This is a genomic window from Solibacillus sp. FSL W8-0372, assembly GCF_037969735.1.
Classification (GTDB): Bacteria; Bacillota; Bacilli; order Bacillales_A; family Planococcaceae; genus Solibacillus; species Solibacillus faecavium.
Map to the genome: position 1 here is coordinate 1,148,928 of NZ_CP150204.1, position 14,701 is coordinate 1,163,628.

Here is a 14,701-nt window from a genome sequence, read left to right on the forward strand (position 1 = left end):
AAGTGGAGGCGTAGTCATGAAAAAATTTGAAGAAAAAACGATCCATTCTGAATCTATTTTTAAAGGTAAAGTAATTTCACTGAAAGTTGATGATGTTAAACTACCGAATGGTGAAACCGGTAAGCGTGAAATTATTAATCATCCCGGTGCTGTTGCTGTAATTGCTATTACTGAAGATAATAAAATTCTTTTCGTTGAACAATACCGCAAAGCCTTGGAGCGTTCAATCATAGAAATTCCCGCAGGCAAGATGGAAAAAGGCGAGGAACCGATTGTGACAGCACGCAGAGAATTGGAAGAAGAAACAGGTTATACGTCAGATGATTTCCGATTTGTTCAGGCTTTTGCAACGTCACCTGGATTCGCGGATGAAGTTATCCATATCTATGTTGCCGAAAAGTTAAAGAAACTGGACATTCCTGTAGACTTAGATGAAGATGAGTTTGTAGAGCTAATGGAAGTAACTTTGGAAGAAGCAGAAGCAATGGTTGCTGATGGAAGAATATATGATGCGAAAACTGCTTTTGCCGTTTTATGGGTGAAGATGAAAATGATTTTAAATCAATAAAATGTTTACGCATAAGGACAATTTATGTGCATAAGTTGTATGGACAAGGAGGCGTCCAAATGCGTAAATATTTATATATTCAATATACATCTATGATAGTCATATGTTTTATTTGTGGTGTAGTATGTTATCAATTATTTCAAATTGAGCAAGTACAGCAAATTATTAAATATAGTGATCGAAGACTACTAGATCTGGAAAAACCGGAACTGCTTTGGAGTGTTGTTCCTTTCCTAGTTTCTTTAATTATTGTATTATTCTTTTCGACACATAAATATTTACCACGAATGGCCCTAGTTTTTATTTCAATAAAAGTTACTTTCCTAGGGTTTAGTTCTGTTTATTTACTTGTGCAGCATCAATCTATAAAATTGTATGCCTTTTGGTGGTTCCCGTTCCAGTTGATCTATTGTGTACTATTGATCGCTCTCTATCAAATCACAAATAACAACAGTGGTAGACGAACTTTGAAAAGTGTAATGCCTTGGAAAAAAGTAATATTCCTTTTAATAGTAATGGTAGTGTTTTTTGGACTTGAAAATATAGCAATTACTTATTTATTTAAATAATCATTGTCTTGTAATGAGATTTACTCATTTGGTATAATGAAAAGAGTTTAGGAGGGCGTCACATATGGAGAGCCGTATTGATAGAATTAAAAAGCAACTGCATAGTGCGAGCTATAAGCTGACGCCACAGCGAGAAGCAACAGTAGCGGTATTACTTGAGCATGAGGAAGATCATTTAAGTGCCGAGGATGTTTACTTATTAGTAAAAGATAAAGCACCTGAGATTGGACTGGCTACTGTATATCGTACACTTGAGCTTCTAACAGAGCTGAAAATTGTCGATAAAATTAATTTTGGTGACGGGGTGTCCCGCTATGATTTACGTCAAGAGGGCGCAAAGCATTTCCACCATCATTTAGTTTGTATCGAGTGTGGCGCAGTAGATGAAATTCAAGAAGATTTATTGGAAGATGTAGAAGAAATTGTGGAGAAACGCTGGAACTTTATAATTAAAGATCACCGCCTAACATTCCATGGCATCTGCTGGCGTTGTCATGATCATGATAACTCTGGAGACAGCAATGCATAATCTATAATCAAGAAAAAAGAACAGCGTAATTGGCTGTTCTTTTTTTTACGCACATATAGTTTAAAAGAGACGATTAGGTTTCCCTAATCGTCTCAGCTATTTCAATTAAGTACGCGGATGATGTGCAATAATAAGGATTTTACCTGCTTCTAAATCATCTTTTGCTGTAGCATGCTCTTGTTCGCTTACTCCTAAGTTAGCCAATTGATGATGAAGATCATCAGGCGTCATTTGGAAAAAGTTTTTAATCGCTGCTAAAACCCCTTTATCATTTTCAGTTGTTTCCGCAGTTGCTTTAGCATCTACATTGAAAAAGTCTGCAATATCCTCTGCACGCTTATTGCTATTTGCAAAAACATGAATGTGATCACGCACATAGCCTTCTGCAATAAATGATTCAATTACTGATTTAGCCTGTACACCATTTTCTACTGATTTTAAAACTGCCATTTTATATACACACTCCTTAACTTAGAATACTTATATGATTCCCTAAGATTAGTTAATTGAAACTTTGGGGAAATACCAAGTTCTTATTCTATGAGAGGAGGGTAGTGCAGTAATATAGATTACATCACCGGGTCTACTAAATCGTCTATCTTTTTAATTTCCAAAAATTGAATTTGATGACCATCAATTTCCTGGATTTTAAATAAATAATTTTCATAAATGAACGAATCCTCGATATTTAAATCTGGCATATTCGTAAAGTACCAACCACCGATCGTATCGACGTTAGGGCTTTCAATATCCAGAAATAGTAGCTTCGATACGTCATCGAGCAATACTTTTGAATAGACTAAATAATGGTTTTCGGCAATTTTGCGAATATCCGGAATTTCATCGTCATCAAATTCATCGCGAATTTCTCCGACCAACTCTTCCAAAATATCTTCTACAGTAATCATCCCACTCGTTCCACCGTATTCATCCAATAATATTGCGATATGGATACGTTTCTTTTGCATAATTTGCAATAAACTTTGAATAGGTGTTGTCTCAATCATATGGATAACGGGATTTATGAAGTCCTCTAGCTTAAATGTAGCGGGATTGATTCGGTTATTCATACCTAATGTTAAAAAGTCTTTAATATTTAAAAAACCTAATATATTATCACGGTCGCCCTCATAGACTGGGTAGCGCGTATAGCGTTCTTCAGATACTTGAGTTAAAACTTCCTCAAACGTAGCGGATATATCAAATCCAATAATATCCGTTCGCGGAACCATAATTTCACGAGCAATTTTATCATCGAATTCAAATACATTGTTTACATATTTCAATTCATTCATGTTAATCTCGCCTGATTTATAACTTTCCGATAAAAGTAAGCGTAATTCTTCTTCCGTATGTGATAATTCATGCTCACTCGCTGGCTGCATTCCGAATAGTTTCAATAATAAACGTGCAGAACCATTCAATAGCCAAATTAAAGGGAACATTAGTTTATAGAAAAATTGAATAGGTCTCGCAAATGCTAAAGTGACAGCCTCCGCTTTTTGGATGGCAATTGTTTTAGGTGCCAATTCACCAACTACAACGTGGAAAAACGTTGCCAAAAAGAAAGCTCCGCCCAATGTAAACCAGTGAATATAATCTGTACCAATTCCAATAGATTCGAATAGCGGGTGTAATATAAACTCAAAAGTAGATTCACCAACCATACCGATTCCTAATGCTGTTACGGTGATTCCGAGCTGGCAGGCAGATAAATATTCATCTAAATGTGTTGTTACATTTTTAGCTGTGAGTGAACCAGATTTCCCTTCAGCGACTAGCTGATCAATACGAGATTGGCGTACTTTTACGATAGCGAATTCCGTTGCTACGAAAAAGGCGGTTAAAGCGATTAAAACCGAGAAAATTATTAAGTTAATGATTGTGGTCAAACGAGCGTTCTACTCACGAAGTAGAACGTTCACCTCCTAGTTATTTAAAATTAATAAAAGTGACTGCATTAGCGCAACACTTTCAGGTGACACTTTTTTACGAAGCTTTTGTCGCTCCTTCTCATCTAAATGTTCCATTAAAACGTTTACATCATGTTCGAGCTTGCGCATTTGCAAACGAATGTCCTGAACATCAATTTCTTCAGGTTCATTTTCTGCAGGGACAATTAAACGATGAATTTCATCCAAACATTTACCTTGCTTTTTTTGCTCTTCAATCCAGTGGATACGATTAATCATTTCTTTATCATAGTAGCGATAATTGGATGCCGATCGCTCCACTTTTAAAAGCCCTAAATTTGTATAATAATCAATTGTCCGTTTTGTTACCCCGGTAGCAGTGGCAAGCTCACCAATTTTTAGTTTTCCGATCCCAAGTTATCACCTCATTCACAACGTTTTACTTTCAAGAATAACGCAGAAAACACATTTTGTAAACATATTCCATATATCAGCAAAAAAACAAATATTAGTAAAACGATAGGCGAGCAATATATATCGACTGCCGAAGTAAAATGGTAAAATGGGTGTATATAAAGCAAGAGGGGCGATTTTTATGCAGGCTTTAAAAGATTCAATAGAAGATTATCTTCATTTTATCAAGGTTGAACGGCAGCTTTCCGATAATACTTTGCAGTCTTATAAACGGGATTTAATCGCATACGCTCGTCATATCCATTATGATCAGCAAATTAATGCATTTCAAGAAGTTGTACGTGAACATATATTACTTTACTTGGATAGTTTACGGACGACAGGAAAGTCTACGAAAACGATTTCGAGGCAAATTTCCTCAATTCGGTCTTTTCACCAATTTTTACTGCGAGAAAAAGTAACGGATCAAGACCCTACTGTACATTTGGAAATGCCAAAAAAAGAACAATCATTACCAAAGGTGTTATCGGTAGAAGAGATTGATATGCTTATAGCCGCACCTTCTATAGAAAAACCACAGGGGATACGGGATATAGCGATATTAGAGATTATGTATGGCTCTGGAATGCGTATAAGTGAGCTCATTGAATTAAATTTAGAGGATATTCACATTACAATGGGCTTTGTCCGTGTATTTGGTAAAGGTGGGAAGGAACGTATCATTCCACTTGGTCGCGGAGCACTGGAAGCATGCAACACATATTTAGAAGAAGCAAGACCACAGCTATTAGGAAATGCACCGAAAAATGATGCGTTTTTCATCACCCAAAGAGGGAAAAGATTTACTCGACAAGGCTGTTGGAAAATTATTAAAGAACATGCGGAAACTGCAAATATTTCAAAAGAAATAACACCCCATGTATTAAGACATTCATTTGCCACACATTTAATTGAAAATGGGGCAGATTTACGGGCTGTACAAGAGCTGTTAGGTCATGCAGACATTTCTACAACACAAATTTATACACATGTAAGCAAAACTCGTTTGTCTGAAGTCTATAAACAATTCCATCCACGGGCCTAAAAATAAATTCTACCGAAATCGGATGTCTGACCTTTATTTGTTTAGGCTTTTTATGTAAAATAAAAAGGAAGAATAGGAGTGAAAGCATTATGCAACCGTTTAAAAAAATACATGTAATCGTAATGGATTCTGTAGGAATTGGTGAAGCACCGGACGCCCATAATTTTGGCGATGCTGGCTCAAACACATTAGGTCATATAGCAGAAAAAATGAATGGCTTAAACATGCCGAATATGGAAAAAATGGGCTTGGCCAATATCCGTGAACTTAAAGGTATTGAGAAAGTTGAAACACCTACAGCTTATTTTGGCATGATGCAAGAAGCGTCTGTAGGCAAAGATACGATGACAGGTCATTGGGAAATAATGGGACTTAACATTGATACACCATTCAAAGTTTACCCGGAAGGCTTTCCACAACAACTGATTACTCAATTAGAAGCGGCAACAGGGCGCAGAGTGTTATGCAACATGCCGTATAGTGGAACCGCTGTCATTGATGATTACGGTAAGGAACATATGGAAACTGGAGCAATAATCGTCTATACATCTGCTGACCCTGTTTTACAGATTGCAGCACATGAAGATATTATTCCTTTGGATGAACTATATAAAATTTGTGAAATTGCACGGGAGTTAACTTTAAATCCGGAATTTTTAGTTGGTCGCGTTATTGCACGTCCGTTCGTCGGTGTGCCGGGCAACTTTAAGCGCACGGCCAATCGTCATGACTATGCATTAACACCATTTGGGCGTACAACGATGGCAGAAATGAAAGACTCAAATCTAGAAGTAATTGCAATTGGTAAAATTTCGGATATATTTAATGGTGATGGAGTTACTGAATCAATTCGTACAAAAGACAACAGTGATGGTATGGATAAAATGGCTGAAGTTGTTCGTCGTGACTTCCAAGGAATGAGTTTCCTGAACCTTGTTGATTTTGATGCGAACTTTGGACATCGTCGTGATCCATTAGGTTACGGTGAAGCATTAGAGGAATTCGATCGTCGATTACCAGAAGTTTTGGATGCGTTATCAGACGATGATTTATTAATCATTACGGCTGATCACGGAAACGATCCAACATTCCCGGGTACAGACCATACACGTGAATTTGTGCCATTAATTGTTTATTCTCCTCGCTTTAATGGTGGAACACAGCTGCCATTACGCGAAACATTTGCAGATATTGCAGCAACAATTGCTGATAACTTTAAGGTTGCAGCACCACAGTTCGGTAAAAGCTTTTTAAAAGAGCTTAAATAAGGGGGACACTCATCATGAGAATGGTAGATATTATTGAAAAAAAGCGTAATGGTGAAGAATTGACGACAGAGGAAATCCGCTTTTTCGTTGAAGGTTATACAGATGGTACGATTCCTGATTATCAGGCAAGTGCTTTATGTATGGCGATTTACTTTAAAGATATGACGGATCGTGAGCGAGCGGACCTTACGATGGCCATGGTGGAATCCGGTGATCAAATTGACCTTTCAACTATTGAAGGTGTTAAAGTAGACAAGCATTCAACAGGCGGTGTAGGTGATACGACAACTTTACCACTTGCAGCAATGGTAGCGGCTGTCGGTGTACCGGTTGCTAAAATGAGCGGACGAGGATTAGGGCATACAGGTGGCACAATTGATAAACTAGAAGCAATTGAAGGCTTCCATGTTGAATTATCAAGTGAAGAATTTTCTAAGCAAGTAAATGAAATCGGTATGGCTGTTATCGGTCAATCCGGCAACTTAACACCAGCTGACAAAAAGCTATACGCACTTCGTGATGTAACAGGAACGGTTTCGAGCATTCCATTAATTGCTGGATCAATTATGTCCAAAAAAATTGCAGCGGGTGCAGATGCAATCGTTCTTGATGTAAAAACAGGTGACGGTGCGTTTATGAAAACAGTCGAAGATTCAATCAAACTGGCAGAAGCTATGGTTAAGATCGGTAATAACGTCGGTCGTAAAACGATGGCAATTATTTCTGATATGAGCCAACCTTTAGGTTATGCAATCGGTAATGCGCTGGAAGTTCAAGAAGCGATTGATACATTAAAAGGTCATGGTCCAGCAGATTTAAATGAACTATGCTACACATTAGGTTCACAAATGGTTGTTTTAGGCGGTAAAGCTGAAACAATCGAGGAAGCGCGAAAAATGTTGGAGGAAGTTGTAGCAAATGGTGCGGCACTAGAAGTACTGAAAAAGTTTATCGCTGCTCAAGGTGGCGATGCTTCGGTAGTGGATGATCCATCACGTTTACCTCAGGCGAAATATCAATTTGACGTTCCTGCGAAACAATCGGGTTATATTTCAAAAATCGAAGCCGATGATATTGGTACTGCAGCGATGTTACTTGGTGCGGGACGTGCTACGAAAGAGTCTGAAATCGATTTAGCCGTTGGACTTGTCTTGCATAAAAAAGTAGGGGATCAAGTTGCACAAGGTGAATCATTAATGACGATTCATGCTAATAGCGAAAATATTGAACATGTAATGGAAAAAATCTATGCGCATGTATTCATTTCCGCTGAGAAAGTAGAAGCACCAAAGTTAATTGAAGCGATTATAACTCAATAATATAGGAAAAGCTTTTTATTGTCCGAGAGGGTGGTAAAAGGCTTTTTTTTATGTTTATAAAAATACATAAATATGGCTCCTCACTATAGTATGGTGTTGTTTTTCTAATAAAGTTTAACTTGATTGATTGGTGGGCTACGGCAAGACAGCGCTAATGCCACGTGATACGCGTCTTTATCACTGCCTTTATTGCCGTTTGCGAGGCCCACCAATCTCAAATTTTCGCCCTCGTTATATAGTGAAGTAAAGAACATCTAATCAAGCCGCTTGCGCTATTGCGAGGCGGCGGTGAGCGGCCAAAACTTACTTCAGCGAAAAGAGATGTGCGAAATATAATGGCAAATTTCTTGGCGATTAAGCGTGTGCGGAAAATAGGTTGCTCCAATTTTTTTCGTTATCTTATTTTTCAATTTTGTCATCCCTAACTTATAGTGTAGAAACATAAATATGGTAAAATATGAATTAAATTACTGTACTATGTACGATAATAGCTATAATAATGAATAAATAGTGAAGAAGGGATTGTATGCAAGTTAAATGGTCAGGTCGATTTGAAGGCTATTCATTCGCCCATTTTAAAAAGGATTTATTGTCAGGAATAATCGTGGGGATTATTGCGGTTCCTTTGGCTATGTCTTTTGCAATAGCATCCGGTGTTAAACCGGAGTATGGAATTTACACGGCTATTATTGCAGGGATTTTAATATCGATATTTGGTGGTTCGAAATTTCAAATTGGCGGTCCAACGGGTGCATTCGTTCCGATTTTACTTGGAATCGTATTAGTCTACGGATATGAAAATCTGCTCATTGCAGGGTTAATGGCAGGTGTCATGCTTTTATTAATGGGGATTTTCAAGCTAGGGACGCTTATTAAATATATCCCTAGACCTGTTACTGTTGGGTTTACAGCAGGAATTGCCATCATTATTTTTGCCGGACAAATCGGGAATTTTTTAGGTCTATCCAATATGGAACAGCATGAGAAATTTCATATGAATATTATGGAGGTTGCCTCGAATATTGGAACAGTTAATTTCTATAGTGTACTCATTGCAATCATCAGTTTACTTTTAATTATTATTACTCCGAAGTTTTTACCTAAAATTCCAGGAGCACTCGTAGGCATTATAATTTCATCTCTTGTTGCAATGCTTTTTTTCCAAGGTCAAGTAACAACAATCGGCTCGACCTATGGTGCCATTCCGAATACATTACCGCACTTTCAAATTCCAGAAATAACGTTTGAACGGATTTACATGTTAATAGGTCCAGCCTTTGTTATAGCGATGCTTGGCGGAATAGAATCCTTATTGTCTGCTGTTGTTGCAGATGGTATGACTAATAGCAAGCACCATAGTAATCGGGAGCTTATAGGGCAGGGGATAGCTAATATTGTTACGCCATTTTTTGGAGGAATACCAGCTACAGGAGCTATTGCACGAACAGCTACAAATATTAAATCAGGGGCAACTTCGCCGATGTCAGGGATCATCCACGGTATTTTTGTCCTTTTGACCTTGCTGATCCTAGCTCCGTTCGCTGTACATATTCCGCTCGCAAGCTTAGCGCCGGTACTAATGATTGTTGCTTGGAATATGAGTGAACGACACCATTTTTCACATATTTTAAAGTTGAAATCCGGGGATTCACTCGTACTTGTCATTACATTTTTATTAACAGTGTTTACAAGTTTAACATTAGCAGTTGAGGTTGGTCTTGTTCTGGCGGTGGTACTTTTTGCAAAAAGAATGAGTGAAATGCTCGTCGTCTCAAAAGTATTGCCGAATTTGGATGATGATGGAGGAAAACTGCAACCGCAGATGGTGTCGGATTTGCATGATTGTCCGCAAATAAGTGTATATACAATAGAAGGTCCCCTGTTTTTCGGTGCTGCACAAACTTTTGAACAATCGATTTTAAATACCATCCATTACCGACCGGAAGTATTTATTATGCGTTTAGGGAAAGTTCCTTATATTGATTCAACAGGGGAAGAATATTTCCGCAGTATCGTGAAAAATTTCAAGTCAAATGGCGGTGAGGTCATCGTGACGGGGGTCCAGCCAAGTTTAGAGGAAATGTTGAGGCGTAATGGACTATACGACTTAATAGGAGAACAAAATTTTTATCAGACTACAGGTGAAGCAATTACGGCAGCTTTCGATTATATTAACTTGAAAAAATGTATTGGTTGCAAGCATTTGGCGTTTAAGGAATGTCAAATTGTATCAGAAGGGGAGAACCTTTTACCACCCGAGCGCTTAAAATGACAGGGGGATCTGATGGGTAAAAGGCTGTCCAAATATTTTTACTATGAATATGTAATGAGAGACTAAGCAGAAAGATTAACTTTCTACTTAGTCTCTTTTTTCGTACTATGAATGATTAAAAATGAAATGTAATACCTATACTAAAATCAGTTGTCGCATGAGCACTACTTATAACGAATAAACACTAGTTTTGTCAGGTGGAAAGGAAATCATCTGACCTTGCCGAATTTGCATTCTAGAAGGAGGCGATGTAGTTGAATTTTAATTTAACAATGTATCCAAATGATATTTTGATTGTCCAACTTTTCGGTGAACTGGATCATCATGAAACAGAAAAAGTGAGAACACATATATCAAAAGCAATTTTACAAGGAAATGTAAAGCTGCTCGTTTGGAATTTAGAACATTTAAATTTTATGGACAGTTCCGGTATTGGGTTAGTGCTTGGCAGAATGCGAGAACTTCGAGCAGTCGATGGGGAAACGATACTCTTAAATCCATCAAAAACGATGCAAAAAATCTTTCAATATTCAGGGTTAGGAAATTGCGTACAATTTGCATCTGAACAGCAAGTTATTTTACACAGCGAGGGGGATTGTCAATGGATAACGAAATGACGCTAACTTTTTTAGCGCGTAGTGAAAATGAAGCTTTAGCGCGTATTGCAGTTACAAGCTTTATGGCGCAACTTGATCCGACAATTGAAGAACTATCAGAATGTAAAACCATCGTATCTGAAGCCGTATCGAATGCTATTATTCATGGATATGCAAACAATCCAAATGGGATTGTAACTGTTTATGCAGTAAGGTACGGCGCGGAAATTAGCGTAACAATTAAGGACGAGGGCTGCGGTATTGAAAATATTGAAGAAGCACGCGAACCACTATTTACAACAAAGCCGGAGCTTGAAAGATCTGGAATGGGCTTTACGATTATGGAAAGCTTCTCGGATTTTTTACAAGTGGAATCCGTGATAGGACAAGGGACAATCGTGACATTTACAAAGCAAATTTTGCCAATACAGACACTCGTGACATAACGAAATAAGGGGATGGGGAACATCGAACAGTCATCTGAAACGTTATTAACACAAGCGTATATGCGCGAGTTAATCGCAAAGTCACAAGATGGAGATCAACTTGCGAGAAAAACGATGATTGAAGGAAATACTAGACTTGTTTGGTCTATCGTTCAACGCTTTGCATCAAGAGGGGTTGAGCTGGAAGATTTATTTCAAATAGGCTGTATTGGCTTAATGAAATCGATTGATAAATTCGACTTGTCCTATGAAGTAAAGTTTTCTACGTATGCAGTACCAATGATTATTGGAGAGATTCAACGCTTTTTAAGAGATGACGGTATGGTAAAAGTGAGTCGATCCATCCGAGAGTTGAATTTTAAAATTCGGCATGCAACGGATGATTATTTAAAGACAAATGAAAAGCCGCCATCTATCGCAGAGCTAGCGGAAATACTTCAAGTATCACAAGATGATATTTTATTGGCGACAGATGCAATGCGTGACCCGGCAAGTTTGCATGATCAGCTATTTGAAAACGATGGTGATTCCATTACTTTGATGGATCAAATGCGGGATGATAAATCCGAGCTTGCATTTGACTATGTACCATTAAAAGACATGCTAAAACGCTTAGGGAAACGAGAGCAGTCCATTATTTATTTCCGCTACTATTTAGATTTGACACAAACGGAAATTGCCGATCGTCTCGGAATTTCACAAGTACAAGTGTCTAGGTTGGAAAAGAAAATATTGGCCCAATTGAAAACCTGGATGGAATTATCAACTATGAGTAAGCCGGTGAAAAAATGACGAATCAGCTTTTTACATCTAAAGATATCGCAAAAGGTTATTTTGAATCCCAGTTCGATACAGGCAAAACATTTGACCTGTGTGTAAAAGACATTACGATTAAGAATTTACCAACGCTTATCGTATACGTAAGTGGTCTAGTAAATGGAGAAAGTTTAGCTGAGATGCTTGCCAATACTCAGTGGGATCAAGAAGAGGAAATTGATGACGAACCAGATTACTTCCACTACCATTTTAATTATCACGGTAAAGAAGATGCAACATCAATTGATGCTTTTATGCTCGGAGTTTTAAGTGGAAATGTAGGTTTTGTTACGGAAAGCGGCTATTGCTATTTAGCGGAATTCCGCAATTATCCTGGCCGTAGCCCGGAAGAACCGGATAACGAAAAAGTAATCCGTGGATCCAGGGATGGTTTTTCTGAAAATATTATTACAAATACGGCATTAATCCGTCGTAGAATAAGAAGCGAAAAGCTAAGATTTGAAATGCATCATGTTTCAACATACGGGCAAACAGATGTTGTTCTTTCCTATATGAGTGATTTGGTTAATGAGTCTCATTTGAAGTGGTTGATCGAAAGGCTAGAGCAAATTCAACATGATGGTTTAACGATGAGTGATAAATCATTAGAGGAATGGCTGTTTAAGCAAAAATTCCATCCATTGCCTTTCGTGCGTTATACCGAGCGTCCGGATATTGTCGCAGCTCATGTATTAGAAGGACATATTGCAATTATGGTAGATACATCGCCTTCCGTAATGCTCATTCCTGTAACTATGTTCCATCTGCTGCAGCATGCTGAAGAATATCGGCAGGCACCGTTAGTTGGGACGATGATGCGGTTCCTTCGTTTTGGAGCAGTCATTTTAAGCTTTCTTTTACTTCCTTTTTGGTATTTACTCGTTACACATCCGGATTTACTCCCCGATAGCTTAGCCTTTATCGGGATAAATGAAAAGGGTCAAATCCCTATATTCCTGCAAATATTATTTGCGGATATCGGTATTGAATATTTGCGAATTGCAGCAATTCATACGCCTACCCCTTTATCAACTGCAATGGGTTTAATTGCCGGTATCATCATCGGGCAAATTGCGATTGATGTAGGACTATTTTCAAGTGAAGTAGTATTATATACCGCAGTTACGGCTATTTTTACGTTTGCCATTCCAAACTACGAGTTGAGTATTTCCGTGAAGGTATTCCGATTAGCGCTTTTAGCGGCAACCGCATTGTTTGGTGTAACTGGATTCTTTATAGGAATCTTTATTATTTTCACATATTTATGTTCATTAAAACCGATGAAAGTTCCATATTTATGGCCACTTGTTCCGTTTTTCCCGAAAGCATTTGCCCGTGTCATTATTCGAACACCAATGTCGCAGGACGCGCTTAGACCATTTGTAGTAGGCGCCAAACAGCGAAAACGAGTTTGAACGCACATTGCATCAGTAAGTCTCCTATGTTAAAGTTCTCATATGATATATTTGATTTTTGAGAATATTAGCTCGAACAAGCTATAGTTAGGGGAGAACACGATGCACTTATATGGTACACAGCAAATTAATGAACAAGGCCATTTAACAATAGGCGGTATAGATACAATTGAGTTGGCCGAACAATATGGTACACCTCTTTTCATTTATGATACAGCGCTTATTCGTAAACGGGCACGCGGCTTTATCGATACATTTGAAAATCTCGGTGTAAAAGCACAAGTTGCATATGCATCAAAGGCATTTGCCTGTGTTGCAGCCTATCAGTTGGCAGCTCAGGAAAACCTATCTTTGGATGTTGTATCAGGCGGGGAGCTTTATACGGCAATTCAAGCAGGTTTCCCGGCAGAACGCATTCACTTCCATGGGAACAATAAATCAGTTGCTGAACTTGAGTTGGCATTTGAAACAGGAATTGGCTGTATCGTTGTAGATAACTTTTATGAAATCTCATTACTTAAAGAGATGTCAAAACAGCGAAATCAAAAAATGAAAATTCTATTACGCGTGACACCAGGTGTTGAAGCACATACACATGACTTTATTACTACGGGTCAAGCCGATTCTAAATTTGGCTTTGATTTAAATAACGGACAAGCTGATGAGGCATTTAAACAAGTAGTATATGATGAAAATATCGAACTATTAGGTTTACATTGCCACATCGGCTCTCAAATTTTTGAAACAGAAGGCTTCAGTTTGGCAGCGGGTAAAGTAATGCAAAAAATGGGTGCATGGAAAGAACAATTTGCATTTGAAGCACAAGTATTAAATCTAGGCGGCGGCTTTGGAATCCGATATACAGAAGAGGACAAGCCACTAGAGCCCCATGAATATGTAGCGGATATGATACAGACAGTAAAAGCTGAAAGTACAAAACTCAATTTGGCAATGCCTGAAATTTGGATTGAGCCAGGTCGTTCTTTAGTAGGGGATGCGGGTACTTCTCTTTATACAGTAGGATCACAAAAGACAGTACCGGGTGTGCGTGAATATATTGCAGTCGATGGTGGTATGAGCGATAATATCCGCCCTGCACTATATGATGCGAAATATGAGGCGGTTATTGCGAACAGAGCTAATGAAGCTAAAACAAATACATATACTGTTGCAGGGAAATTATGTGAGTCAGGGGATAAGTTAATTATTGATGCAGCATTGCAAAATGCAGAAACTGGCGATATTTTAGCAATGTTCTGTACAGGTGCATATGGCTATTCAATGGCCTCGAACTACAACCGTGTTCCTAGACCAGCAGTAGTATTCGTCGAAAATGGTGTGCATCAACTTGCAATTAAGCGAGAAAGCTACGAGAATCTTGTAGTAAATGATCTGCCGTTAACATTGGTAAAGGGTGAATAATCGTTGAAATTATCGAAGCAAGCGAAATGGGGTTTCGGCCTGTTAATAGGAATTATCATTTGGTCACTCC

At 38.2% G+C, this 14,701-nt stretch carries 15 protein-coding genes; 12 read left to right on the forward strand and 3 right to left on the reverse strand.

Annotated features, from left to right (window positions below; all coding sequences use genetic code 11):
- The first annotated feature begins 16 nt into the window (after nucleotides 1–16).
- The 3 genes from MKY13_RS05530 to MKY13_RS05540 all read left to right on the forward strand — a co-directional run bounded on the left by MKY13_RS05530 (nucleotide 17) and on the right by MKY13_RS05540 (nucleotide 1,666).
- Entirely contained in the window at nucleotides 17–568 is a 552-nt protein-coding gene (locus tag MKY13_RS05530; RefSeq protein WP_191698238.1) for an NUDIX hydrolase, read from the forward strand.
- Nucleotides 569–627: 59 nt separating this feature from the next.
- Nucleotides 628–1,137, forward strand: a complete 510-nt coding sequence (locus MKY13_RS05535; protein WP_191698237.1) for a hypothetical protein — start codon at nucleotides 628–630, stop codon at nucleotides 1,135–1,137.
- 64 nt (nucleotides 1,138–1,201) lie between these two features.
- Entirely contained in the window at nucleotides 1,202–1,666 is a 465-nt protein-coding gene (locus MKY13_RS05540; RefSeq protein ID WP_191698236.1) for a Fur family transcriptional regulator, read from the forward strand.
- 105 nt (nucleotides 1,667–1,771) lie between these two features.
- Here MKY13_RS05540 and MKY13_RS05545 read toward each other — a convergent pair whose 3' ends face one another.
- The 3 genes from MKY13_RS05545 to MKY13_RS05555 all read right to left on the reverse strand — a co-directional run bounded on the left by MKY13_RS05545 (nucleotide 1,772) and on the right by MKY13_RS05555 (nucleotide 3,990).
- Nucleotides 1,772–2,116: a general stress protein gene (locus tag MKY13_RS05545; protein WP_191698235.1), complete on the reverse strand. Its 345-nt coding sequence runs from the start codon at nucleotides 2,114–2,116 to the stop codon at nucleotides 1,772–1,774.
- A gap of 119 nt (nucleotides 2,117–2,235) precedes the next feature.
- Entirely contained in the window at nucleotides 2,236–3,558 is a 1,323-nt protein-coding gene (locus MKY13_RS05550; RefSeq protein WP_191698234.1) for a hemolysin family protein, read from the reverse strand.
- Between the two features lie 36 nt (nucleotides 3,559–3,594).
- The gene (locus MKY13_RS05555) at nucleotides 3,595–3,990 is read right to left on the reverse strand and encodes a MerR family transcriptional regulator (RefSeq protein WP_339216855.1); all 396 of its coding nucleotides are present in this window, start codon (nucleotides 3,988–3,990) and stop codon (nucleotides 3,595–3,597) included.
- Between the two features lie 184 nt (nucleotides 3,991–4,174).
- Between MKY13_RS05555 and xerD the strand changes: the two genes are divergently transcribed.
- From xerD to lysA, 9 genes are all read left to right on the forward strand, one after another.
- Nucleotides 4,175–5,077 (forward strand): site-specific tyrosine recombinase XerD, encoded by a 903-nt coding sequence (gene xerD, locus MKY13_RS05560; protein ID WP_191698233.1) that lies wholly within the window; start codon nucleotides 4,175–4,177, stop codon nucleotides 5,075–5,077.
- Between the two features lie 89 nt (nucleotides 5,078–5,166).
- Nucleotides 5,167–6,345: a phosphopentomutase gene (deoB, locus tag MKY13_RS05565; protein ID WP_191698232.1), complete on the forward strand. Its 1,179-nt coding sequence runs from the start codon at nucleotides 5,167–5,169 to the stop codon at nucleotides 6,343–6,345.
- Nucleotides 6,346–6,359: 14 nt separating this feature from the next.
- Entirely contained in the window at nucleotides 6,360–7,664 is a 1,305-nt protein-coding gene (locus MKY13_RS05570; protein WP_191698231.1) for a pyrimidine-nucleoside phosphorylase, read from the forward strand.
- A 526-nt stretch (nucleotides 7,665–8,190) separates the two neighbouring features.
- Entirely contained in the window at nucleotides 8,191–9,936 is a 1,746-nt protein-coding gene (sulP, locus tag MKY13_RS05575) for a sulfate permease (RefSeq protein WP_191698230.1), read from the forward strand.
- A 254-nt stretch (nucleotides 9,937–10,190) separates the two neighbouring features.
- Nucleotides 10,191–10,553 carry an anti-sigma factor antagonist gene (locus MKY13_RS05580; RefSeq protein ID WP_191698229.1) on the forward strand — a complete coding sequence of 121 codons (363 nt, stop codon included), beginning with the start codon at nucleotides 10,191–10,193 and terminating at the stop codon, nucleotides 10,551–10,553.
- Complete coding sequence (gene spoIIAB, locus MKY13_RS05585; protein WP_191698228.1) at nucleotides 10,538–10,978, forward strand: anti-sigma F factor; 441 nt, start codon at nucleotides 10,538–10,540, stop codon at nucleotides 10,976–10,978. Before MKY13_RS05580 ends, spoIIAB begins: the two co-directional genes overlap by 16 nt.
- 12 nt (nucleotides 10,979–10,990) lie before the next feature.
- Nucleotides 10,991–11,770 (forward strand): SigF/SigG family RNA polymerase sporulation sigma factor, encoded by a 780-nt coding sequence (locus MKY13_RS05590; RefSeq protein ID WP_191698227.1) that lies wholly within the window; start codon nucleotides 10,991–10,993, stop codon nucleotides 11,768–11,770.
- Nucleotides 11,767–13,209, forward strand: coding sequence for a spore germination protein (locus MKY13_RS05595; protein ID WP_191698226.1), 1,443 nt, complete (start codon nucleotides 11,767–11,769; stop codon nucleotides 13,207–13,209). The genes MKY13_RS05590 and MKY13_RS05595 overlap by 4 nt, the downstream gene beginning before the upstream one ends.
- Nucleotides 13,210–13,311: 102 nt before the next feature.
- On the forward strand, nucleotides 13,312–14,631 hold the full coding sequence (gene lysA / locus MKY13_RS05600) for a diaminopimelate decarboxylase (protein WP_191698225.1): 1,320 nt from the start codon (nucleotides 13,312–13,314) through the stop codon (nucleotides 14,629–14,631).
- The last annotated feature ends 70 nt before the right edge of the window (nucleotides 14,632–14,701 follow it).

What these genes read in the sequence shown, in the direction of transcription:
- MKY13_RS05590 (WP_191698227.1), top strand. Translation starts at nt 10,991, where the DNA reads ATGGGGAACATCGAACAGTCATCTGAAACGTTATTAACACAAGCGTAT.
- sulP (WP_191698230.1), top strand. Translation starts at nt 8,191, where the DNA reads ATGCAAGTTAAATGGTCAGGTCGATTTGAAGGCTATTCATTCGCCCAT.
- MKY13_RS05540 (WP_191698236.1), top strand. Translation starts at nt 1,202, where the DNA reads ATGGAGAGCCGTATTGATAGAATTAAAAAGCAACTGCATAGTGCGAGC.
- deoB (WP_191698232.1), top strand. Translation starts at nt 5,167, where the DNA reads ATGCAACCGTTTAAAAAAATACATGTAATCGTAATGGATTCTGTAGGA.
- lysA (WP_191698225.1), top strand. Translation starts at nt 13,312, where the DNA reads ATGCACTTATATGGTACACAGCAAATTAATGAACAAGGCCATTTAACA.
- MKY13_RS05570 (WP_191698231.1), top strand. Translation starts at nt 6,360, where the DNA reads ATGAGAATGGTAGATATTATTGAAAAAAAGCGTAATGGTGAAGAATTG.
- spoIIAB (WP_191698228.1), top strand. Translation starts at nt 10,538, where the DNA reads ATGGATAACGAAATGACGCTAACTTTTTTAGCGCGTAGTGAAAATGAA.
- xerD (WP_191698233.1), top strand. Translation starts at nt 4,175, where the DNA reads ATGCAGGCTTTAAAAGATTCAATAGAAGATTATCTTCATTTTATCAAG.
- MKY13_RS05545 (WP_191698235.1), bottom strand. Translation starts at nt 2,116, where the DNA reads ATGGCAGTTTTAAAATCAGTAGAAAATGGTGTACAGGCTAAATCAGTA.
- MKY13_RS05530 (WP_191698238.1), top strand. Translation starts at nt 17, where the DNA reads ATGAAAAAATTTGAAGAAAAAACGATCCATTCTGAATCTATTTTTAAA.
- MKY13_RS05535 (WP_191698237.1), top strand. Translation starts at nt 628, where the DNA reads ATGCGTAAATATTTATATATTCAATATACATCTATGATAGTCATATGT.
- MKY13_RS05595 (WP_191698226.1), top strand. Translation starts at nt 11,767, where the DNA reads ATGACGAATCAGCTTTTTACATCTAAAGATATCGCAAAAGGTTATTTT.